Genomic DNA, 23,521 nt, shown 5'->3' with positions numbered 1-23,521 from the left:
TACTAACAAGAAGATGTTATTTACGACTTTTGATTTATAATCTAGCGATCTTTATTTACGCGCCGTGAAGATACGAAATTATCCTGTCTTTTTTGTAACTTTTAACTTTACCGCACGTCCTGTATATGCAGAGGGCCTTTTTCATTTATATTTACAGCATCCTTAGCCGCCCCTGCCCTTTCCCCCTTTTTCCATTCTCCCGGCAAACGTTTTCCGTAGACATCATCCCTATCCGGTGTTGGGTGTTTTGGAACAGAATCGCCCGTTTCTTCGATCCATTGATCCATTATTTTTCGCAAATAAACGAGGGAATCCTGATGTTTTTTATCGGAAACGAGATTTTTAAATTGATGTGGATCAGCAGGAAGATAGTACAATTCTTCCTGTTCCCGAGGCTTGAGGAAAACATCTTCTTGTTCTGGTGCGGTCAACCCCTTGCCATGGGCTTCCCACAATTCCTTTCCCGCGGGAAATTGACGTGTGGATTCTCCGAGCAAATTTTGGCGCTCGGGAAAAGCGTTTCTAATATATATCCAGTCTTTGTACCGCACCATTCGTTCGTGCGCTTGAAAAACATGCCAATTATGTTCGGCGAACACAAAATCACGGTGGTCAGATCCTCCGGCGTCCTTTAAAAGAGCATGAAAACTCACGCCTTGTATGCGATCGCTTATTTCAGTACCTGCCAAATGTAATATTGTCGGTGCAATATCGACTGAGCTTATCAGTGCATTCGTATTACCCTTATTGATATTCGGACCATATACGATAAATGGCGTTTTTATCCCGCTGTCGTACAACCGCCCTTTACTTCTCGGAAAAGGGCGTCCGTTATCACTCATAAAGATGATATAGGTGTTCTCCAAGATATTCTGCTTCTTCAGTTCCCTGATTAGTTCGCCCAGATGATAGTCTGCTCGGGACACCTCATGATAATAAGATGCCAGATCCTGACGAGTCTTCGGACCATCATACAAGAATGGCGGTACCACGATATCATCGGGATTATATAGCGTACCTTTATCGTTAATCTGCCAGTCTCGATGTGCATCATGCGAGGCAAACCAAAAGAAAAAAGGTTGATCTTTAGGCCGGTTCTTTATAATCTCGTTCCAATCTTCTTCTCCCCCTGGCCCCCTGCCCGGCGAGATCATATCGAACGCATGTTTTGTTTGCGGCCCCATATGGTTCTTGCCAGATAACACGGTGTAGTAACCGGCCTCTTTCAATAACTGCGGAAACATCACCTGTCCTTTCGGCAGGGGATCATGTAGTTCCGGTGCGCCTGTATTGTGGGGATAACGCCCAGTAATAATACTGGAACGACTTGGACTACAGCTACTGGTTGTCAGGTAGGCATTTTCGAACTTTAATCCGATGCTGGCCAGACTATCGATATTTGGAGTTTTAACATTCGGATCTCCATAACATCCTAAATCGTTCCAGCCTATATCATCGGTAATAAAAAAGATAAAATTGGGCTTGGTTGTGGTATCACGGTCACTAATCAAATTCGTCTGTTGGTCATTTGAATATGTCTTGTTAAAACAGATGACACCTATCACAAAAAATAATAATATTCTTTTCATGTTCAACAATAGATTATGATAATTACGATCAGTAATATTACAGAAAGATAGTTGAAGTAATATGTCAAATCATCTTAATTTATTACCTTACTATCTCAACATAACAACATGATATTTACGAATATTGATTTATAATATGGTAAGCTTCATTTATGGGTTATGAAGACAAGAAAAATTAGCATACAAAGAATCTAAAGTTAAACGTTTCTTTGTACGCTAAATTCATTTAAACTTTATAATATTGCTCCCAACCTTTTGCTGGTGGTGGCCCTACCAATAATGCATTCGCAAACTTGTCGTTGGTAATTTCTTTCTTCACTGGGTCAAATTCTATCTTGCCGTTTAATCGTTGCGTAATGACACCCAAGCAAAACACCTGGCTTAATGGTCCGGCGATCTCGAAAGGAGACCGTGTCTTCTCTTCGCCTTTACAAGCTTTTAAGAAATTCGCAAAGTGATTTGATGGAGACTCGGGAACCTCCGGAAGCTTATTCGCTAAATCCTTAGCTTTCGACTCCGGAATAATTTGCAGGGTACTCCCGTGGGAAGCCCCCTTAAAAGTCAGGTCTTTTCCGTAGATAATCTTTCCTGGGTTAAGCTTTGCCGGCTCCATTTCACCTGTACTCGGTGGCGGAATATTAGGATCTAACCCCGAAACACCATAGCCTTCTGGAATTTCAGGTAGGTTGTCCAATCCATCGTACCAGGTAACATCAACAGCAGGCATCTTCTTCCGTTTCGGAAAATGGAATTTAATGGTGGACGACATAGGGAAAAAGAAAGCGTTATGTCCTTCCAAATACGTAGCCTCCACCTGTGTTGGCAGACCCAGTTCCAGAAACTCGTGTGCGGTATCCAAGATATGTGCACCCCAGTCGCCCAATGCTCCCATACCGAAATCATACCAACAGCGCCATTGACCGTTGACAAAATCTTTGTTGTAGTCATGTCCCAACGTTTGCATTTGCCATAATTCCCAATCTAAGGTAGATGGGATCTTTTCTGCCGGTGGGAAATTTTTCATATTTGGATCCCAAGTGTGCCAACGGCGTGCATTATTCATATGTGCATCAATCCGGGTGACATCCTTGATGATTCCAGCATCTTTCCAAGCTTTGAACTGGAAGTAGTTTGCTTCTGAATGTCCCTGGTTACCCATTTGGGTGACCACCTTACTATGCTTCCGTGCTTTTTGCATCATCAGTTCTACCTCCCAGAATGTCTGCGCCATCGGCTTCTCAACATATACGTGCTTGCCCAGCTCCAAAGCCGTCATGGTTATCGCGAAATGGGCAAAATCCGGCGTACCGATCGAAACCGCGTCAATTTGATTGCCCATTTTGTCGAACATTTCCCTAAAATCCTGAAAACGAGGAACGTCTGGAAACATCTTTAAAATAGCCTGTGTATGTTTGGCGTTCATATCGACATCGCACAGCGCAACAATATTACAAAGTCCTGTTTTGTACAAATCACGAATGATTTCACCTGCGCGATTTCCTACACCTACGCAAGCCAGATTCACTCGCTCATTGGCAGAGGCGAAAGGTATTTTCCCTAAAACGCTATTCGCCAATAGGACACCTCCGCCTGCCATGACGGCACGGCCGATAAAACTACGACGTGATAGATAATGGTTCATATTTTTCTTAGTTTAGCGGTAATTACTTAATCTTCTTGATCTTAATATTTCTGAAAGATACGTTGTCTCCATGATCTTGCAACAGGATATGTCCCTGTGGCGCTTGCCCAAAGTTATCCCAGTCCTTATATTTGCTTTTCGCGACCAGATCAAGATAATCTTGCGATCCGCGCTTGTATTCAACCATCTTCACACCGTTCAAATAGTGTGTTACCGTATTGTCTTCCGAGACAACTACTCGACCACGGTTCCATTCGCCTATTGGCCGGCGCGCACGCCGGTCTTTATTGGATGTGATCAAATCATACAAGGAGGCTAGCGTCCGATTTCCGTCACGTCCCATTTTTGCATCTGGGTGCTTTTCGTCATCGAGCACCTGAAACTCAAGCCCGATCGCAGAACCCTTGGTTTTTTCCTTCAGTGTCACAAAATATTTCACCCCACTGTTTGCCCCTGGCGTCAGTTTAAACTCAAAAGATAAGTCAAAAACAGCATATTGATCTTTTGTAATGATATCGCCACCATTGGTAGACTCACCACCGTCCGATTTCAATACGGTAATCTCTCCGTTGCCTACTTTCCATCCTTTCGCCGGAAATTCATCGCCACGTACGCTACGCCATTGATCCGCTTTGTGGCCATCAAACAACAATTTAATACCTGATTTCTTTTCCGCACTGCTTAAGTCATTAGGTTTAAGGTTAACAACAAATACATCTTTGGAAAAGGGTTTCGGTTTCAGTTTTTGTGTTTGGATGCGGATATTTTTAAAGTATACTTTCTTACCGTCTAGATCAGCGGAGATGCTGTGTACCTGCAGACCTATAAAACCCGTTCTGTCAATCGTATCAATAACATGGGATACGGGGATATCGTTCACCCATGTGCGTGTTTCATCACCAATAGCCTCGATGCGTATACGGTTAAACTCATTCGCTTTGTAAGCCGATTTTGCCGCCTCATTCAGGTCCAAGGGATAGAGCCATCCACGGCGAGCCTCGTCGTAAATACCGCCAGTCCATGCGCGTTCGGTCGGATCGATCTCTACTTGCCTGCCATATACCTTACCCTTGCCGTTATTTGCATTTGGATCGTAATGGCTACGTGTCTGAATACCTGAATTTGTTCTATCTCCCTCTAATTTCACATCAACCTCCAAGATAAAATCACCATATTCCTGCTCTGTAATCAAAAAAGAGTTGGGCGTACCTTTGGTCATCGTTCCTACTATCGCACCATCCTCGACCGTATAGGGAGCTTTTCCGCCTACAGGTTTCCACCCCTGCAATGTTTTGCCATCAAAGAGATCTTTCCATTTTCCTTTGCCTTGTTGTGCTTCCACCTGTATGGGCTGGTAAGCTATCATTCCTGCAACCGCAGCCATTAAAAATTTTGATACTGTATTCATCTTCATATTATTTTAAACGCCCTAAACTTTCGGCAATTTATATCCATTCTGGTATTTTGCTAATAAATAACTGTTGGCCTTTTTGTCCGTAAACTTATGTTTCGTCTTATCCCAATATAGTTTCTCACCTGTCCGATAGGCAATATTCCCCATCTGACAGAAATTGGCGATATGCGCCCCAACGTGGATAGGCGCATGCAACAGGTTACGATCTTTTTTTCCGATCGCCTGCACAAAATTCTGCATATGGACGTCCAGCCCATTGTCTTTCGGTTTTTGAAGAGAAACCGCTTCCATTTTCCCTTTTTCCGGAATGACCTCCCAGCCATCTCTATTCAACACCAAGGTACCATTGTTACCAATGAAAGCAACACCATGATTTCTTCCGTATGGCCCCAGCCCTAATCCTAAAGCGTGTTCCCATTGTATACTGAAGTCTTCAAATTCATAGACCGCATTCATGGTATCCGGTGTTTCAGCAGCACCATTTGGATCTGCATATTTACCACCAGAAGCCATAACAGATATCGGATCGGAAACTTTCATGCCCAGTAGCGCATAATCCAGCATATGCACGCCCCAATCGGTCATGAGTCCACCGGCATAATCCCAAAACCAACGGAACTCAAAATGGAAACGATTTGGATTGAAAGGTCTCCGAGGTGCTGGACCTAACCACCGATCATAATGTACACCTGCAGGAACCGGTGCATCCGGCTTTTTTTCAATAGTTTTTTTCCAATCCACATAGGACCATGCCTTTACCGTTCTTACCTTTCCTAATTTCCCCGAATGAACGAAATCAATAGCATCCCGAAAATGTTGTTGACTTCGTTGCCATTGCCCAACCTGCACGATACTGGAACTGTTATCAACGGCCTTGACCATCAAATCACATTCTTGTACGGAATTACCAATTGGTTTTTCCAGGTAAACATGTTTTCCCGATTTGACGGCATCTATGAGCTGTAGACAATGCCAGTGATCCGGCGTGGCGATAATGACCACATCGACTAAGTCTTCCGCCAACATATCTTGGTGGGAAACAAATGTTTTGACTTTTATACCTCGCTTGGCTAGTTCAGCGGAACGTTTTTCCAACACGTTCTCATCCACATCACATAGGGCGGTACATCGTACGTTCGAATTCTTCAATATCGCATTTAAATTTGCCCATCCCATTCCATGTGCGCCAATTAAGCCCACCCTAAGGGATACTTGGCTAGCAAGAGCCTCAGAAAAAGGCATAAAAGCAGATGCAGCAAAAATCGATGAAATCTTTATAAAATCTTTTCTGTTCATTGCGTACTTATTTTTTCCGATTTCAAGAAATTCAATCTTATTCTTTCGGGCTTACAATTAAGTCAAATGTAAAGAATATCGAACGTAGTTTCTGCACGCGTAATATTTAATTTACGAAAACGTTGTAATTTTAAAGGGGTTTAATCTCCTTTCACCGTGGGTCCGTTAACCTTTAATTCTCCATTTTCTGTTAGCTGCAACTCATCTAAAAATACCAAGCGATCGTCGCCGGTTTTACTTGTTCTGCCGTGGTATACACACCACATCTTTCCGTCCCGGTCTTCCAACACACTATTATGCCCAGTACCCGATACGATACCGCCACTTTCCGTATTCTTTTGTAAAATAGGATTTGTTTCCGATTTCTGGAAAGGCCCTAACGGACTAGTTGATGTGGCGTATCCGACAGCATAGTGCTTTCCACCGAAGAAATTTGCAGAATACATCATGTAGTATGTGTCTTTATGCTTCATCAGATACGATCCTTCCGTCCATCTGCGGTTTACTTCACCAGAAGTTACCGATCGGCTTTCCCATTCGGCTTGCTGATCATCCATCGAAACGGGAGGTCTGAGCAAGAGCACCGGCTCACCTATGACAGAAGAGAAATCAGCCGCTAGCTCTACACCATATATCCAGCTTTCTTCTATTTCATCAAACATCTTTTTTTCCCGGGCCCAATCAGCAATTTCGGACTCTACAGCGTGTTTGTAGCAGCATCTAGAATAATATAAATACAATTTACCGTCTTCCGCGAAGTAAACATTGGCATCGATAATGGGATAACCGGGATCAAATAGAGGTTCTCCCGTCATATCTTCAAATGGCCCGGTAGGACTGTCCGAAACAGCCACCCCAATTTTATAATTTTCCAATTCGTTGTTCGGATTGTTCTTCCAATGCGCACTATAGAACATATAGTACTTCCCGTTGCGTTTATATACCTCTGGCGCCCAAAAATCTTTTGTTCCCCATGCCTTCTCTTGATCTGACGAATAGACCTGTCCACGTTTCTCCCAAGTCTTTAAATCTTTGGACGAATAGGCCATGAAGCCATTTTTAACACCACCAGTCCCATACATGTAATACACATCCGATTCATCATCATAAACAATAAATGGATCACCAAATGCTACATCCAGTGGATTATTCGACTCGTATACCGTTACTTTATTATCTTGGCTTTCGGGATCTTTTTGATTTTCCTGACTTTCTGTACGATTGCTATTACACGACATCATGGTGAACAGCAATCCAATTAGGATAAAAAATAATTTATTCATGATTTTCTATTGTTTAAAATAAGGTTTATTCTGCGCATTTGTGCTTGGCATATCTCCTTCTATAGTTGGCCAGCCATCTATCCAAGCTACCTTATCCAGGAATAGCATCCGTCTACTCGCACCTCCGGAGACCTTCCCTTTGGCTACATCAATTCCATGGTATAAAATCCAATCTTGGTTTGCATCATCTGCCATAATACGGGAGCCATGCCCGACCCCCACGAATTTATCATTTGCTTTAAGCATGAGTGTACCGTTTCCTCTTTCCCGTAGATCGCGTCCTTCTTTATCTAGATATGGGCCTTTCAGATTTTTAGATCTTCCGACCACCATATGATAGGTACTCCTCACCCCCTCGCAACAGGAGCCGCGCGAACCAATAAAATAATAAAAATCCTCATGCTTATGGATAATAACAGCTTCCAGATCGCCGGCAGCAACTTTGAACTTTGAGTTAGCATCCGTAATTGCTAAGCCATCTCCCTGCAAAGGAACGCCAAAGGTACCTTGTTTAGGACCATTGTCAAAACTCCCCCAGAACAAGAATTTCTCCCCATTCTCCTCCCATAAAAAGGGATCGATGGAATTCGGCACATCAATCGATTTACTATCAAAAATTTTCCCGTGATCTTTAAATGGCCCCTCTGGCTTTTCGGCGGTAGCCACACCAACACCTGGATTCGCATCGCCCCAGGTTGAGTATGCATAGTATAGAAAATACCTGCCGTCCATATAGACAGCTTCTGGTGCCCAAATCCCTCCGCTTTTCTTCCAACGAGGTTTGGATTCAAACGCTTCGCCTACCACTTCCCAGTTGGTCAGATCTTGCGACTTCAATACAGGAACCAACCTACTTCCTGCGCCATCGCCCCAGTCGTCTTGGGTGCCGTATGCGTAGAAGCTTCCTGAAACGGGATCACGCATAACGGTAGGATCAGCCAGAATCGGCTCGAATACTGGATTAACGAACTCTTTGTCCGGATTGCTTTCTTTGGAAACATGTCGTTGCCCGCCGGCATTGCTTGCGCAAGCAAGAAACAGACAAGACGAAATCAATTGAAAAATAGGAAAAACAAACGTTCTACTTTTTATTTTCATTTTTTATAAATACTGTCGATTTTAATACTATATAATTTAAATAAATAACTTGTTTATAATTGCACCTTTAAGAAAGACTTTGCAAAAAAAGCAATAGAAACAAAATTGCGAATTACACCTTATAAAAAGTATTCATTTTAACTCAAAAAAGCGTCGTTTTGTATCATACCGACAACATAAAATACGTTTCCCCGGGTTTCACGAATGAGACAAAAAAACAATTTATTGATACAATCAGGCAACTTCAATCTATTGATATTAACCAACTTTGCCTATTAAGTTTCCATTAAGGGACCATTATAAACAATTTAACTATGCAACTATAATTAATCTTATGCAGACTCCTTATAAAATCAATCGTCATTTTTATATGGCGCGAACAAAATGGATTTCTACCAGCTGCCTATTATGTTTGCTTTCGGTAGGCATACCGAATCATAGGGTTACCGCTGGGTCAAATACAGAAATAAACACAATCCATCTACAAACCAAGGAAATTCGGGGGAGAATAACGGATACCGAAGGCAGCCCTTTGGAAAGTGTGACCGTCACGGTTCGGGGGACTTCCCTCAGCACGGCTTCTGACGAACAAGGACAATACACCCTATCCGTTCCCAGTACAGCGGAAATATTAGTTATATCGCTGATAGGCTACGAAACACAAGAATTACAAATCGGCTCCAAAAATGTGATTAACGTTTCCTTATCCAGTGGTACTGATATGCTAGAAGAGGTGGTCGTCGTCGGTTATGGAACTATGCAGAAAAAAGACCTAACAGGCGCGATTACTCAACTCAAACCCGATGATATCGCCGATGAAAACCCACGTACTGTACAAGATATCCTGAGGGGTACCCCTGGTTTAACGATTGGGTTAGACGCGTCGGCAAAAAACGGCGGCAGCATCAATATCCGCGGACAACGTTCCGTCTACACAGCAGCCAGCCATAATTCTCCTTTGCTTATTCTGGACGGCATGATCTTTTACGGGGAACTGTCCGAAATAAATCCAGATGATATTGAGCAGATCGATGTACTCAAGGACGCCTCGGCTGCTGCAGTTTATGGTGCACAGTCCGCTAACGGGGTAATTATCATTACCACTAAAAAAGGAAAGCAGGGAAAGCCAAAGATTAACTTTACTTCAAACTTTGGGCTTTCAACCATGGGAGCCAATCGCCCTGTATGGGGTCCTGATGGCTATTTGCAATATAGGGAAGACTTCTATAAGTCAGCTACTTACGACATCAATCCTGCTACCGGAAATTATGAGGCTTATATGTCCGATGATACGCAGGCACAAGTGGCCCAAAACAAACCGGGTTACTATGAAAAGTTAACCCCAGGAATGTTGTCTAAATATGGTATAACGGAAGCACAATGGAGGGCTTACTCTGTTAATGGAGCAGATGCTTCGGATGAAGAAATATATGCCAGACGTATCGGACTGGATCATAACGTTTTGGCAAATTACCTTGCCGGAAGATCGTTCGACTGGTACGATCATAGTTTCCGTGACGGCTTCAATCAGGATTATAGCCTCAGTGTTTCGGGTGCCAGCGATAAGATCAATTATTACATGTCTGCCGGATACCTTGATAACGAAGGTGTTATCGTAGGCGACAATTACCGCGCGGTACGTTCCAACCTCAAAGTAGATGGTAAAATAACAGATTGGCTAAACATTGGTGCCAATATAAACTTTCAGGATCGCTCAAATGGAAATATTGCGACAGATTGGAATAGAGCAATAACTTCCAACAGCCCTTTTGCTTCTTATAGAGATGAGGACGGAAATCTGGAGATACATCCGCAAGGATCAGGACTTACTGGTTTGATCAGAGGCTACAATTATGATTTTAACAGGCAGTTTCAGGATTTGGAAAGTGGCTTTACTGTTTTAAACTCCATTTTTACCGCTAAAGTAAAATTGCCGTTCAACATCACCTATTCATTTAATGCTGCACCACGCTATCAATTTTTTCACAGACGCTATTTTGCATCCTCCGAACATCCGGACTGGAATCCACTTACTAACAATGCCGGCGTTGAACGCGAAAATACTAAACGATTTGATTGGTCGTTAAATCATACACTAAACTGGGAGCAAACCTTTGCTGAAAAACACCGCGTAAATGTAACGCTGGTGCAGGAGGTAGAAGAACGCCAGTCCTGGATGGATGTAATAAATGCCCGAAATATTAAGCCGACCGATGCTTTAGGTCTCCATGAAACCAGTGGTGGAGACAAGTTACTCAGTGAGTTTGATTCCCACGATGTCCGTGAAACGGCAGATGGTATGCTGGCGCGTTTATTCTACTCTTATGACGACAAGTATATGTTTACCGGCTCCGTACGCCGCGATGGCTATTCGGCATTTGGCTCCGCCAATCCAAGGGCTACATTTCTTTCTGCCGGATTAGCCTGGACATTTACCAGAGAGAATTTCTTTAACTGGACCCCTATGAGTAATGGTAAGCTACGCTTGTCTTACGGACAAAACGGTAACCGATCGTTGGAAAGCCCTTACATCGCATTAGCTAATCTTGCCAATGGCGCGGGTACACAAGGATATCTGAATGCTGGTGGGGATTATATACAGTATCAATATCTCGTAATAGACCGTATGGAAAACATCAATTTACAATGGGAAAAAACCGCTTCTTTTAATATAGGTTTAGATCTGGGTTTTCTAGATAACCGTATCACCACAACACTGGATTATTTTCAAATGTCCACTACAGATATGATTATGAACCAGTCTTTACCGGATTTTGCAGGATTTTCCAGTATAACTACAAATTTGGGCGAAGTACAAAACAATGGATTTGAAATATCGGTAAACTCTCAAAATATTACGCGAAAAAACTTTAGCTGGAATACCACCTTTGGCTTCTCAAAATACAAGAATTCCATTAAACATCTTTATTATCAATACGAGGATGTCCTTGATGCAGACGGGAATGTGGTGTCAAGCAAAGAACTTGATGATATAGGAAACGAATGGTTCATTGGCCAGCCTATCAGTGCTATTTGGGACTATAGGGTAACAGGAATTTGGCAGGTCGATGAAATCGAGGAAGCGGCAAGGTACGAACAACGTCCTGGAGATCCAATAGTAGCCAATAATTATACAGCAGACGATAAACAGAACGCAGACGGAACGACGACACCTGTGTACAACGATAATGACAAAGAGTTCCTTGGACAATCTCAAGCACCTATAATGTGGTCTTTACGTAACGACTTTGCGTACAAAAACTTCACCTTTTCCTTTAATATGTATTCCTATTGGGGAGGTAAAAGTCGTCACCGCGCCTATCTGAACCAAGATAATGGAACGTCCACAATTAGTGAAGGCCTCGCGAACACCTACGAAAAGCAATATTGGACACCAGAGAATCCAAGCGATTTTTGGTCTCGACTAGAATCTAAGGGACCAAGTGGTCTTAATAACCCTCAAAGACTATTCGATCGATCATTTATTAGACTGGATAATATCAGTTTAGGATATACATTTCCTTCTCGCCTAACCTTGCCTTATAATATCGAAAAGTTAAAGGTTTTTGGTTCCATACGTAATGCCGTCGTATGGCACAAAGATAAAAACTGGCAGTACTGGGATATAGAGACGGGTCAAATGGCGCCACGAATATTCACCTTTGGCGTAAATATCATTTTGTAACAGATTCATCAGCATTGAAAAAATATGAAAAAGATTAAATTTTATATATCGACATTAAGTGCAATAAGTATCGCATCGGCCGTCCTCTATTCCGGCTGTACAACAGATTTTTTAAAGCCAGATCCACTATCTTTTTATGAGCCTGAGACAACATTTTCAACTCGTTCTGGTCTTGATGCAACTCTAGCTCTCGCCGACAGGCATTTGCGTACGTATTGGGGAGGTACAACAACAAGAGATGCTTGGGTACCGATTAGTACCGAGTATATGCTGTCTGATATTGCCGTTTCTGGTAAAACAGATGCTGGTAACATTTTTGCCGACGTGGCTACACGTCTCACCCCAACAGATGGGGCGTATGACAATAACGTAAACTCAATTGCCTACTTTTGGGGTCAAACTTACGCCGGTATCAAACATGCGAATGCAATTACAAGTTTTATTGATAACGTACCCGATTTGGATGAGACAACCAAGCAGGAGTATTTGGGTCGGGCATATTTTCATCGGTCTTTCCGTTATTTAGCGCTTTGTTTTCAGTACAACGATGTGCCATTGGTAACCAAGATACTCAGATTTCCAAAAAGGAATTTTAAAACAACTAGTCGCGAGGCCATTCTTGAAATGATTACTGCAGATATGGAGAAAGCAGTAGAATGGGTGCCGGATCAATCGCAAATGGATCTTATTGGTTTGGTAAACAAAGGAGCTTGTCGTCAATTGTTAATAAAATGCTACCTAGCGACCGGTCAGTGGGATAAGGCTATAGAGCAGGCCAATATCCTGATCAATCAATCCGGATATGCTTTAATGACCGATCATTTTGGAACATTTGACAACCCCAATCCTATTAGCTGGCCTATAACCCGTAATGTAATTTGGGATTTGCACCGACCCGTTAACAAAGCCATCGCGGCGAATACAGAAGCTATTTTAGTCATGCCAAACCGCGAAGCGACAGATGCGACTATACAATACAAATCTATGCGTAACTGGGGACCGATGTGGAATCAGGGTACCGCATTGAAATCCCCTGATGGAAAAAGTTTATTAGCCGTGGGTAAAACCGATCCAAAATACAGGGCCGAATATGATATTAATGGTGCTATTGGAAGGGGAATAGCGACAATAAGACCAACTCATTTTGCACAGCATGGTCTGTGGTATGTCAACGGGGTAGACGATGAAACTGACTTGCGCCATAACAGTGCGACAGGCAACTGGGCACGCATGGAAATGCTCAAATATAATGATCCTACCGATGCCTATTTTGGAGAAAATCTCAGGTTGGAGCATAATGGAACCCTTTTGTGTACAGATACTATTCGCAGCTGGTTCAACTGGCCACATTATAAAATATATATAGATGATCCGGTTTTTTTGGCAACGCCTAATTCGAATAGAAATGATGGCGGAGCCGCCGACTGGTATTTCTATCGTTTAGCAGAAACGTATTTATTGCGAGCAGAAGCCCATTTTTATAAAGGAAACATTGCAGAAGCAACAGCGGATGTAAACGTCGTAAGAGAAAGAGCGCAGTGCAGCCAGCTCTACACCACCGTTAATATTGGCGATATTGTCAACGAACGCGCCCGCGAATTGTACATGGAAGAATGGAGACACATGGAATTAAGCCGGATATCATATAGTCTAGCTTTGAGTGGCAAGCCGGACGAATTTGGCAATACCTATGATGAGAATACATTGTCAGAAAACAGTTACTGGTATCAACGTATTCAGCATTATAACGATTATTATAATAAAGATAAGGTAACGGTAAGAAATAGAAAGTACACCATGGCACCGCATAATATTTACTGGCCTATTCCGCAAAATGCCATAAATGCTAATATTCTCGGTAAATTAAGTCAGAACCCTGGCTATGACGGTTATGACCCAAGTGTTGAAATGTGGACGAATTGGCAAGACGCAGTAGCCGATGAAGATAGTTCTGGAGAATAGCTCGTTCCTATCAACGCGACTGGCTGCAACCGCGTTGATAGGAATATTTACACTGCAAAGAATAATCGGATTAAGTTCCTAGTATTCCCGCAAGACCCTATTTCAGTCAAAAATTTTCATTCTGCTTCATGACCGAGAACCAAAAACATGTAATCAGTTCGTTTTCATAATTGAGACAAAACAGCAATTTATTGATACGATTACGCAATTTCTACAAACGGATATTCACAAACTTTGTTAATTAGATTCCTTGAGGGAACCATTTATAGACATTTTGTTAGTTTGTTAATACAAGTTTATGCTAGTTTATTATAAAGCCAAAAGTCGCTTATTTTTTGCCAAAAGAACAAACGTAATTTCGGTAGCATGTTTGTGTAGCTTCCTTTCGATTGCAACGTCTGCGTTGGCTAACACAACGGCGATAGAAGGGAATATCGAGACAAATATTCGTTCGCAAACAAAAGAAGTATCCGGTAAAATCACCGATGAAACCGGGCAGCCACTCGTAGGCGTTACGGTCAGTGTAGTCGGCACCACGACTAGCACATCGTCCAATAAAGACGGAAATTATAACCTCACCGTTCCTGAATCAGCAAAAACTCTTTCTTTTACGCTCATAGGATATGAGCTTCAGCAGGTAGATATAGGTACCAGTAACGTTGTTGATATCTCCTTAAAAAGTAGTACGGACGCCTTAGAAGAGGTCGTCGTCGTGGGATATGGAACGCGTAAAAGAAGTGATGTGACCGGATCTGTTACTACTATTTCTGAAGAATCACTGCGTGCAGTCCCCGTGACAGGCGCACAACAAATGTTACAAGGCCGCGCTGCAGGTGTTCAGGTAGTACAAGGCGGCAACAAACCTGGAGCCGGTGCAACAGTCAGGGTCCGCGGACGCCGTTCTATTCAAGCAAACAACGATCCACTATACGTCATTGATGGGATACCGATTACGGGCGGTATCAACGATATCAATCCGAATGACATCGTTTCTATGGATGTCCTAAAGGATGCTTCTGCAACGGCCATTTACGGTTCCCGAGGAGCCAACGGCGTCATTATCGTAACTACTCGTCGTGGCACAGCAGGACGTACTTCTGTTAATTATAATAACTACGTCGGCTGGTCCAATATTATGCGTCATATGGACATCATGAACGGGGAAGAATTTGCAGAATACAAAAGGGAAGCTTTTCGTGCTATTGGACAATATGACGATAGTGATCCCGATGCTGACAAAAATAGTGGTATATTTGATGAAGATGAGCTACGTTCTATCCAAAACGGCACATACGCAGACTATCCCCGCCTAATGGTAAAAACCGGCCATATTCAGAATCACGAATTAAGTATAAACGGCGGTAGCGAAAAAACACAGTTTAATGTTTCTTTTGGTTTTTTCGACGATGAGGGAATCATTCCGGGCCAAGATTTTACGCGTTACAATACACGTGTAAATCTAGATCACCAAATCAACGACGTATTCAAGATTGGAACCTCCATGTTGGGCACATATAGTGACCGGAATGGTATGGATGTCAATCCTTATAACTTAGCATTAAATTACAATCCGCTAGGCATGCCGTATGATGATGAAGGCAATCTCGTTTTCTTACCGATGAGTGATGGACAACGGTCTAATCCATTATTTGATGTTCAACCGGGAAATGTCATTAACCGAAATCGGAGATTTCGCTTATTCACCAGCATTTACGGTGAGGCGCAGATCACAAAAGACTTAAAATTCCGTCTAAATTTTGGCCCTGATTTAATCCACAATAGAACGGGCAACTTCCGTGGTAGCATGACTAATGGGCGCCGACTCAGTGATCCTACAGCCTCCCACGGAGAGGATCTTGTGCTCAACTATACCTGGGAGAACATCCTCACTTATGATAAAGAAATCTTTGACGGGCATCGTCTGGATGTGACAGGCCTATATAGTGTACAAACGAGGCGGATAGAAGCCAGTGGAGCTGATGTACTAGGCGTGCCGGTAGAGAGTATGGAATATTATAACCTTGGTCAAGCCTCCCAGATTAGCTCCGTCAGTAGCAATTACGAAAATTGGGCTATCCTTTCCTACATGGGACGAATCAACTATGCTTTGAAGGATAAATATCTCTTTACGCTAACAGGCCGATATGACGGGTCTTCGCGTTTTGCGCTAGGACATCAATGGGGATTTTTTCCGTCCGCGGCATTCGCATGGAATGTTATCAATGAAGATTTTCTTCAAAACGCAGAAAGTTTGAGTAACTTACGATTTCGCCTATCTTATGGCGAAACAGGTAATACAGCGATCGATCCTTACCAAACCCAAGGTTTATTAGCGCGCACATCCTATGATTTCGGAGGAGGCGCTGCATTCGGATACCGGCCGAATACTATACGCAACAATAAACTGAGGTGGGAAACCACCGCCTCTGCTAACGCTGCGATTGAATTTGGCTTTTTCAACAATAGGCTTTCGGGAAGTCTCGAAGTTTACCAAGCGACTACGCGGGATTTATTATTACCGCGGGTACTACCTATTACAGGTGGTTTCCGCAGTATTTTAGAGAATGTCGGGTCGACCCGCAATAGAGGAATCGAATTCAGCCTTTCAACGGTTAACTTTGAATCTCCGAATAAAGATGGATTTACATGGTCCACAGACCTCAATCTATCACATAACAAAGAGGCTATATTAGAGCTTTCACAAGGTAAAGTGGACGATATCGGAAATAGTCGCTTCATTGGAGAACCCATCACTGTTTTTTACGACTACGAAAAAATAGGTATTTGGCAAGCCGGACAGGAAGAAGAGGCTCGGAAATTTGCTTCCGCTGTTGGACAGATTCGTGTCGCGGATAACAACGGAAACGGACAACTTGATCCTGACGATCGTAAGATTTTGGGTACAGAAATACCCTATCTGACTGTAGGATTTAATAACCGTTTCTCTTATAAACAATTTGACTTATCTGTCTTGGCTTTCGGGCAGTTTGGGAACATGATTAAAAGTTTTGCACATGAAGGCCTTCTCATGGCATTACAGGGTCGGTACAACAACCTGAATGTAGATTATTGGACACCTAATAACCCGGATGCAACACACCCTCAACCGAACGCCAATCAGGAGAAACCATTTTTCAATTCGACTTTATGGTACTACGACGGTTCCTTTATTAAAATCCGAAATATTAATTTAGGATACAATTTTTCCGAAAATATTGCTAAAAAGATACGCGCTCAATCACTACGGGTCTATTTTATGGCTCAAAATCCTTTTGTTTTCTCTTCATACGTAAGTAAACATAACGGAATTGATCCTGAAGCACCTATCAACGATACCCCCTTAGCACGACAGTTTATGGTTGGTTTAAATGTAAGGTTTTAATTTTAACAAAGAACCAGATGAAAAAGATTAGATATTCGCTATTTTTCCTTTCGTTAACCTGTATTTCTATTGCATCTTCTTGCAACAACCTTTTAGATGAAGATATACGTTCCCAAACAGCTGACAGTTATGCAAATACACCTGCTGGTTTTGAGAGTGTCGTTAACGCATCTTATAGTCACATGCGGACATTCTACGGTGCAGAAAGAGGCTCTGCATTAACAGTTTTCGGCACGGATGAATTTACTCATGGTTCAGACGGTGGATTAAAGAGCATGAATATGTACGATGGCGGTCTGTCTCCACGTTTGGGTGCCGTACGAGAAACATGGGACAATATGTACATCGCCATCAACAACTGTAATATGGCAATTTCGCGCGCAGAAATGGTGGAAGGCTTAGATGAGAATACCAAAACGACGCGCGTAGCTGAAGTTCGCTATCTGCGAGCGTTCTATTATTTCCTATTAGTGCAGACTTGGGGTCCTGTTCATATCAATTTGGAAGAAACGCAGGGTGTGGTGCTAGAAGCACGTAGAAGTCCTGTAGAGGACGTATATCAAGTTATTGTTGATGATCTGAACTTTGCTATCGAAAACCTTCCAACAAAACAAACAGACTATGGTCGAGCAACAAAAGGCGCCGCCGAATTTCTTTCAGCAAAAGTATATTTGACGCGTGCCACATCGGGAGCAGCAGAGAACGATGATTACAGCACTGCGGTTCAGTTCGCTAAAAATGTCATTGAAAATTACGATTATGAATTGTTGGAGAATTATGCCGACATATTTGCAATTGGCCCAGGAGAGATTAACAACGAAGTAGTATGGGCTGTCCAATACAGTCCAGATATCTTAACCGCTGGTGATGGAAATAAAAACCATCTTTATTTTCTGATGGAATATGACATCTTACCTGGCATGCAACGTGATATTGAAAATGGCCGTCCTTTCAAACGGTATAGGCCCACTAACTTTGTCATCAATGAACTGTTTGATAAAGAGGCGGACACGCGTTATAAAGATAGTTTCAAATGGGTGTTTTACTGCAATAAACCTGGAACATATACGATCCGCGGACAAGAAATCACACTTAACGTAGGTGATACCGCAATCTATATGTCCGACAGGAACCTCACCCCTGAAGAGTTAGCAAAACGAAAATATACCGTATTTACACCTGCTACTTTCGATGAGAGACGATTCCTGACCTTGTCAAAATTTTTAGACCCAACGCGAGTTGACGTCAGCACAGAGAGAGGACATCGTGATTTTCTTGTGTTTCGATTATCTGAAGCTTATCTTATCGCAGCGGAGGGATTGTTAATGTCGGGCCGTGCGACAGAAGCCGTTCCTTATATCAATACCATCCGCCAACGTGCGGCAATAGAAGGAATGGAAAGTCAAATGGAAATTTCTGTCAGCGATTTGGATATTGATTTTATTCTTGATGAAAGGGCGCGTGAACTCTTAGGTGAACACGTACGTTGGTTTGACTTAGTCCGTACAGGGAAGTTAGTAGAGCGGGTGAAAAAATACAATCCGCAAGGAGCAACGGGTATACAGGAATACCATAAACTTCGTCCTATTCCGGGCCAACAAATAGACCGAACCGAAGGTGGACAAGAGGCATTTCCCCAAAACCCAGGATACGAGCAATAGTGTTTTAATGTATTCCCTTTGACCCAAAAACATAGTTAATTATCAATGCACATCTTTTCCTACTATATCAATTATAGAGTCGAAATTAAACGAACGTTTCTATTTCGGTTGTTCGTGTTTATGTATGTCGTACTTAATCTAACAAAAGTATCAGCACAAGCTCATGACAACAAACCCAACTTCCTCATCATTATGGCGGATGATCTGGATGTGCAGCAGCTTAGTTGTTATGGTGGTAAAAACTTAGAGACAAAACACATTGATCGCCTCGCAGCAGAAGGGATAAAATTTAATTCTATGATTGCATCAGAGGCGATGTGCATACCCACCCGAGCTTCTTTATTGACGGGCTTGTACCCTGCAAGGCACGGTGCCTACCAGAACCACAAACCTGTGAACAAAAGGCTAAGAAGCATCGTACACTATCTCGGAGACCTAGGCTACCGGGTGGGACTTACAGGAAAAGATCACATGACGAAACCGAAAGCAATCTTTCCTTTCGATCGCGTCGATGGGTTTGAACCTAATTGTGTATCGAAAACGGATGTCTATTTTTTGGATAGTGTTCAAAACTATATCACACAAGAATCACCGTATTGTTTGTTCGTCATGAGCAACAACCCTCATGCGCCGTGGACTGTTGGTGATCCGAGTAAGTTTAATCCCGAAGAATTAACGCTCCCCGCACATTGGGTCGATACATACCAAAGCCGTATAGAGTTTCGTAAATATCTGGCGGAGGTTAGACGTTTAGATAATCAGGTGGGCGATGTCTTAACAATGTTAGAAAAGACGGGACAGGACAAAAATACGATTGTTATCTTTCTTGGAGAACAGGGCCCACAATTTCCAGGAGGAAAATGGGGATTGTACGATTATGGACAGAAAAGCGCCATGATCGTTCGATGGCCGGAAACAGTAAAGCCAAAGATAACAACAGATGCAATCGTGCAATACGAGGATATCACTCCGACCTTGGTCGATATTGCCGGTGGTAAAGCGATTACTGGTCTGGATGGTCTGAGCTTTAAAAAGGTGCTAACCGACCCCGAAAAACCACATCGCGAGGTTGCTTTCGGTATTCACAATAATATCCCGGAGGGACCTGCCTATCCCATGCGCAGTATACGCGACAATCACTATAAACTGATTCTCAACCTCCTACCGGATGCGACCTACTCCATTAAATGGATGATGAACGATAAAGATCCAACACTGGTATGGCCTACTTGGAAAGCTGAAGCAAAACACAATGAAGCAGCAGCCAAGTTAACAAACCGTATAGCGCACAAACCTGCGGTTGAATTCTACGATTTGCAGCAGGATCCTAACGAATTACATAATCTAGCAGAAGAGCCTGCTTATAAAAAATTAATTACAAAATATACAAATCGTCTACAGAACTGGATGAGAGAACAAGGCGACTCCGGTATAGATATGGACACAAAATTTTAAATCTATTAACTAACAAGACATTCTTATGCTTAGAAAATCACTTTTATTGTTATTAACAGTTTGTTCATTTCAACTGTTATCAGCCCAAGAAAATGCACTAAAAAGTTTCCCAAAAGGATCAACCCCGAAGGAAATCGGCAAGCAATTGGCCTATCATTTTATAAATGGTCGACATGAACTTTACGATCGATCAATCCATTATGCGGAAGTGTGTACTTGGAACGGTGCATTAGACTATGCGCTGGAGGTAAATGATAAGAAGCTTATCAAGCATTTACAAGACAAATTCGAACCCCTTTTCACACATGAAAAAGCATTGCTACCTCCCATGAACCATGTGGATTACAATATGTTTGGAAGCCTTGCGCTGAAACTCTATCAGATAACCAAAGACGAACGCTACAAGGAAATGGGATTAGCCTATGCAGACACGCAGTGGGAAGTACCTGCCAACGCCAAAGCGGAACAAAAAGCTTGGGCAGATAAAGGATATTCTTGGCAAACACGCTTATGGATTGACGACATGTATATGATTACTGTGGTCCAAGGCGAAGCCTATAAAGTAACAGGCGATAAAAAATACCTTGACCGTGCTGCCAAGGAAATGGTTTTGTACTTGGATGAATTGCAACGCCCTAATGGTCTTTTTTATCATGCACCTGACGTACCCTACTATTGGGCGCGCGGCGATGGCTGGATGGCTGTCGGTATGCCTAACCTCCTGCGCATGATGCCTGAGGATCATAAAGATCGTCCGCGTATTATGGAGGGTTATCTGAAAATGATGAAAAGTCTTAAAGACTATCAGCAACCTAGCGGTATGTGGAACCAGTTGATCGATGAACCAACTTTTTGGGCAGAAACGTCTGGAACAGCGATGTTCACTTATGCGTTTATCATTGGTGTTCAGGAAGGATGGTTGGATGCCACAGAATATGCCCCTGCTGCGCACAAAGCTTGGCTAGCCATGATTCCTTATATCGATGAGCGTAATAACGTGACAGAGGTTTGCATTGGGACGGGCAAAAAGAACGACAAGCAGCATTACCTCAACCGCCCACGCAATCCAGGAGATCTTCACGGACAAGCACCTTATCTTTGGTGTGCAGCAGCACTATTAAGTAATAAATAGCGTATTTATCAACAGGTATAGTTGCCATAGCGGCTTTAACATCAATAAACTAAGTTATGCGTTGGAAGAAAAGTTTACTAAAAATGAGTGTTTTACTCACTGCTCCGTTTTGTTTATTTGCAGCCTGTGAGAAAAGCACGAATCCACAGGAACAAGAAGAACCCAAAACAGAAGAGCCGAAAGAAAATGATTCCGAAAATCCAACAACTGACTTGGAGATTACACCTATCGAAAAACTTAATCAAGGTGAAGTCAACATCAATTCCCATACAGACCTAATATCTCGTTCATCGTTAAAAATGAACTACAGAAGCTATGTTGGTATAGGTAAAACAGGGCTTGGCGTTGATAATCCCCGTTATCCACGTATTAAAAAGTTGGTCAACGGGACTTATATCATGTTTTTTCACAATGCTCCACAAAGCATTGGTGCAAGTTGTGATTACGCCGTTAGCAATGATTTGGTGACATGGACACCAAAAGGAAAAATATATCAAAACTACAAGATTACGGACAGCGATGGTGAAGAAAATGAACGTCGTTTTGCAACCTGCGACGCATTGGTACTTGCAAATGGCGACATTTTAGCCGTTGCCTCGTTTCGCGCAAATAGAGGCTATCGCGAAAAGCCGCTCGATGCTGGCCTTGTGTTGCGGAGAAGCACCGATCATGGTCAAACATGGAGCGAACCTATTGAAATATACCAAGGTGTAAATTGGGAACCTTATCTGCTGGAACTGCCGTCAGGCGAAATCCATTGTTACTTCACCGATAGTGATCGTACCAGTGATCACGGTACAGATACTGGCACAGCGATGGTAGTATCCAACGACAACGGCAATTCCTGGACACCATCTTTTGGTTCTGATCCGTATTATGTATTACGTACGAAGCACATGATAGACGGGGGTACGTACTTCAACAACCAAATGCCTTCTGTCATCAAATTAAACAACAGCAATGAGCTGGCCGCAGCACTTGAAGCGAATATAGGAGGTTACCACATATCGTTTGCTTATTCTGGTGAGGATGGTCAATGGGAACACCTCTCCAAAGATGAAGAAGGTCCTGCGGATCGTAACGATCTCGCTTTCTCGGGAAGTGCGCCGTACCTAAGGCAGTTTCCATCCGGCGAAACCGTTCTGTCGTATAATCACAATTCTAGATTCCATCTTAAGATTGGAAATGCTCAAGCGCGTGCATTTGGCGAGAACTATTCACCATCAGTTTTTACGGGTGGATATTGGGGTTCGCTAGATATCGAAGACAGCCACCAAATTATCGGCGTTATGCCAAACACTGGCGAAAAGGAAATAACATTGGCAAAATTTATACTCAATCATAGTATACATGCTTCGCAGCGGAGCATCAGCATCGACGGAGATAATACCGACTGGGAAAACACTGATGAAGCGCTTTTCGTCGGCGAAAAATCACAGGCACAAGGAACACTTCGAGTAGCTGCAGATAATGACAGTGTATATTTCTTGGTTGAGGTGCTTGACCACGTTCTTACCGATGAGGATCATGCCATGATTTATATAGCTGCTGCTGACAAAGATGCTTTAGGTGAAGGAGCCTACCGCTTAAAAGTAGCGCATGACGGCCTGAAAGAAACGTCCACGTACACAAATGGATGGACGAGTACCAGTTTGGGTGCGAACGCCAAGTCCAACTTTAAAGGCACCCTTGACAATAACTTTGATCGCGATCACGGTTATATGGTTGAACTGGCCATTCCACGTTCCGAATTAATGATCCAGTTAGAACAGATACTTGTTAATTTTGCCATTCAAGATAATGAAAGTGGCGAAGATACTGTTACGCGTACTAACGGAACAAGCACAGCGAAGTGGATACCGGTCACGGATCTCTAATCAAAAAGACAGGACACGAGCGGCTATTTTTCCCGCTCGTGTCCT

At 42.8% G+C, this 23,521-nt stretch carries 13 protein-coding genes; 7 read left to right on the top strand and 6 right to left on the bottom strand.

Translation table 11 applies throughout. From position 1 onward, the window contains the following. Window positions 1–107: 107 nt before the first annotated feature. From G5B43_RS15030 to G5B43_RS15005, 6 genes are all read right to left on the bottom strand, one after another. Window positions 108–1,589, bottom strand: coding sequence for a sulfatase (locus G5B43_RS15030; protein ID WP_165295621.1), 1,482 nt, complete (start codon window positions 1,587–1,589; stop codon window positions 108–110). Between the two features lie 226 nt (window positions 1,590–1,815). Next, window positions 1,816–3,231, bottom strand: a complete 1,416-nt coding sequence (locus tag G5B43_RS15025) for a Gfo/Idh/MocA family oxidoreductase (protein ID WP_165295620.1) — start codon at window positions 3,229–3,231, stop codon at window positions 1,816–1,818. Window positions 3,232–3,253: 22 nt separating this feature from the next. Then, the gene (locus tag G5B43_RS15020; RefSeq protein ID WP_206367376.1) at window positions 3,254–4,639 is read right to left on the bottom strand and encodes a DUF1080 domain-containing protein; all 1,386 of its coding nucleotides are present in this window, start codon (window positions 4,637–4,639) and stop codon (window positions 3,254–3,256) included. A gap of 21 nt (window positions 4,640–4,660) precedes the next feature. Beyond that, the gene (locus tag G5B43_RS15015) at window positions 4,661–5,941 is read right to left on the bottom strand and encodes a Gfo/Idh/MocA family protein (RefSeq protein WP_165295618.1); all 1,281 of its coding nucleotides are present in this window, start codon (window positions 5,939–5,941) and stop codon (window positions 4,661–4,663) included. A 140-nt stretch (window positions 5,942–6,081) separates the two neighbouring features. After that, on the bottom strand, window positions 6,082–7,224 hold the full coding sequence (locus G5B43_RS15010; protein WP_165295617.1) for a glycoside hydrolase family 43 protein: 1,143 nt from the start codon (window positions 7,222–7,224) through the stop codon (window positions 6,082–6,084). A 6-nt stretch (window positions 7,225–7,230) separates the two neighbouring features. Then, window positions 7,231–8,322 carry a family 43 glycosylhydrolase gene (locus G5B43_RS15005; protein ID WP_165295616.1) on the bottom strand — a complete coding sequence of 364 codons (1,092 nt, stop codon included), beginning with the start codon at window positions 8,320–8,322 and terminating at the stop codon, window positions 7,231–7,233. A 370-nt stretch (window positions 8,323–8,692) separates the two neighbouring features. Here G5B43_RS15005 and G5B43_RS15000 point away from each other — a divergent pair, with 370 nt between their 5' ends. From G5B43_RS15000 to G5B43_RS14970, 7 genes are all read left to right on the top strand, one after another. Beyond that, window positions 8,693–12,007 (top strand): SusC/RagA family TonB-linked outer membrane protein, encoded by a 3,315-nt coding sequence (locus tag G5B43_RS15000; RefSeq protein WP_165295615.1) that lies wholly within the window; start codon window positions 8,693–8,695, stop codon window positions 12,005–12,007. Window positions 12,008–12,031: 24 nt separating this feature from the next. Next, a complete protein-coding gene (locus G5B43_RS14995; RefSeq protein WP_165295614.1) occupies window positions 12,032–13,969 on the top strand; it encodes a RagB/SusD family nutrient uptake outer membrane protein in 1,938 nt (645 codons plus the stop codon). A 403-nt stretch (window positions 13,970–14,372) separates the two neighbouring features. Next, entirely contained in the window at window positions 14,373–17,351 is a 2,979-nt protein-coding gene (locus tag G5B43_RS14990) for a SusC/RagA family TonB-linked outer membrane protein (RefSeq protein ID WP_165295613.1), read from the top strand. Between the two features lie 17 nt (window positions 17,352–17,368). Beyond that, window positions 17,369–19,012 carry a RagB/SusD family nutrient uptake outer membrane protein gene (locus G5B43_RS14985; RefSeq protein ID WP_165295612.1) on the top strand — a complete coding sequence of 548 codons (1,644 nt, stop codon included), beginning with the start codon at window positions 17,369–17,371 and terminating at the stop codon, window positions 19,010–19,012. Window positions 19,013–19,057: 45 nt separating this feature from the next. After that, window positions 19,058–20,467 carry a sulfatase gene (locus G5B43_RS14980; protein ID WP_240904880.1) on the top strand — a complete coding sequence of 470 codons (1,410 nt, stop codon included), beginning with the start codon at window positions 19,058–19,060 and terminating at the stop codon, window positions 20,465–20,467. Between the two features lie 25 nt (window positions 20,468–20,492). Further along, window positions 20,493–21,599 carry a glycoside hydrolase family 105 protein gene (locus G5B43_RS14975; protein ID WP_165295611.1) on the top strand — a complete coding sequence of 369 codons (1,107 nt, stop codon included), beginning with the start codon at window positions 20,493–20,495 and terminating at the stop codon, window positions 21,597–21,599. A gap of 83 nt (window positions 21,600–21,682) precedes the next feature. Continuing rightward, entirely contained in the window at window positions 21,683–23,476 is a 1,794-nt protein-coding gene (locus tag G5B43_RS14970; RefSeq protein WP_165295610.1) for a sugar-binding protein, read from the top strand. Window positions 23,477–23,521: the final 45 nt, after the last annotated feature.

Origin of the sequence: Sphingobacterium sp. SGR-19 (genome assembly GCF_011043555.1) — a bacterium.
Lineage (GTDB): Bacteria > Bacteroidota > Bacteroidia > Sphingobacteriales > Sphingobacteriaceae > Sphingobacterium.
Note: the sequence above shows the minus strand (reverse complement) of the source record. Positions and strands in the feature narration are given on the sequence as shown.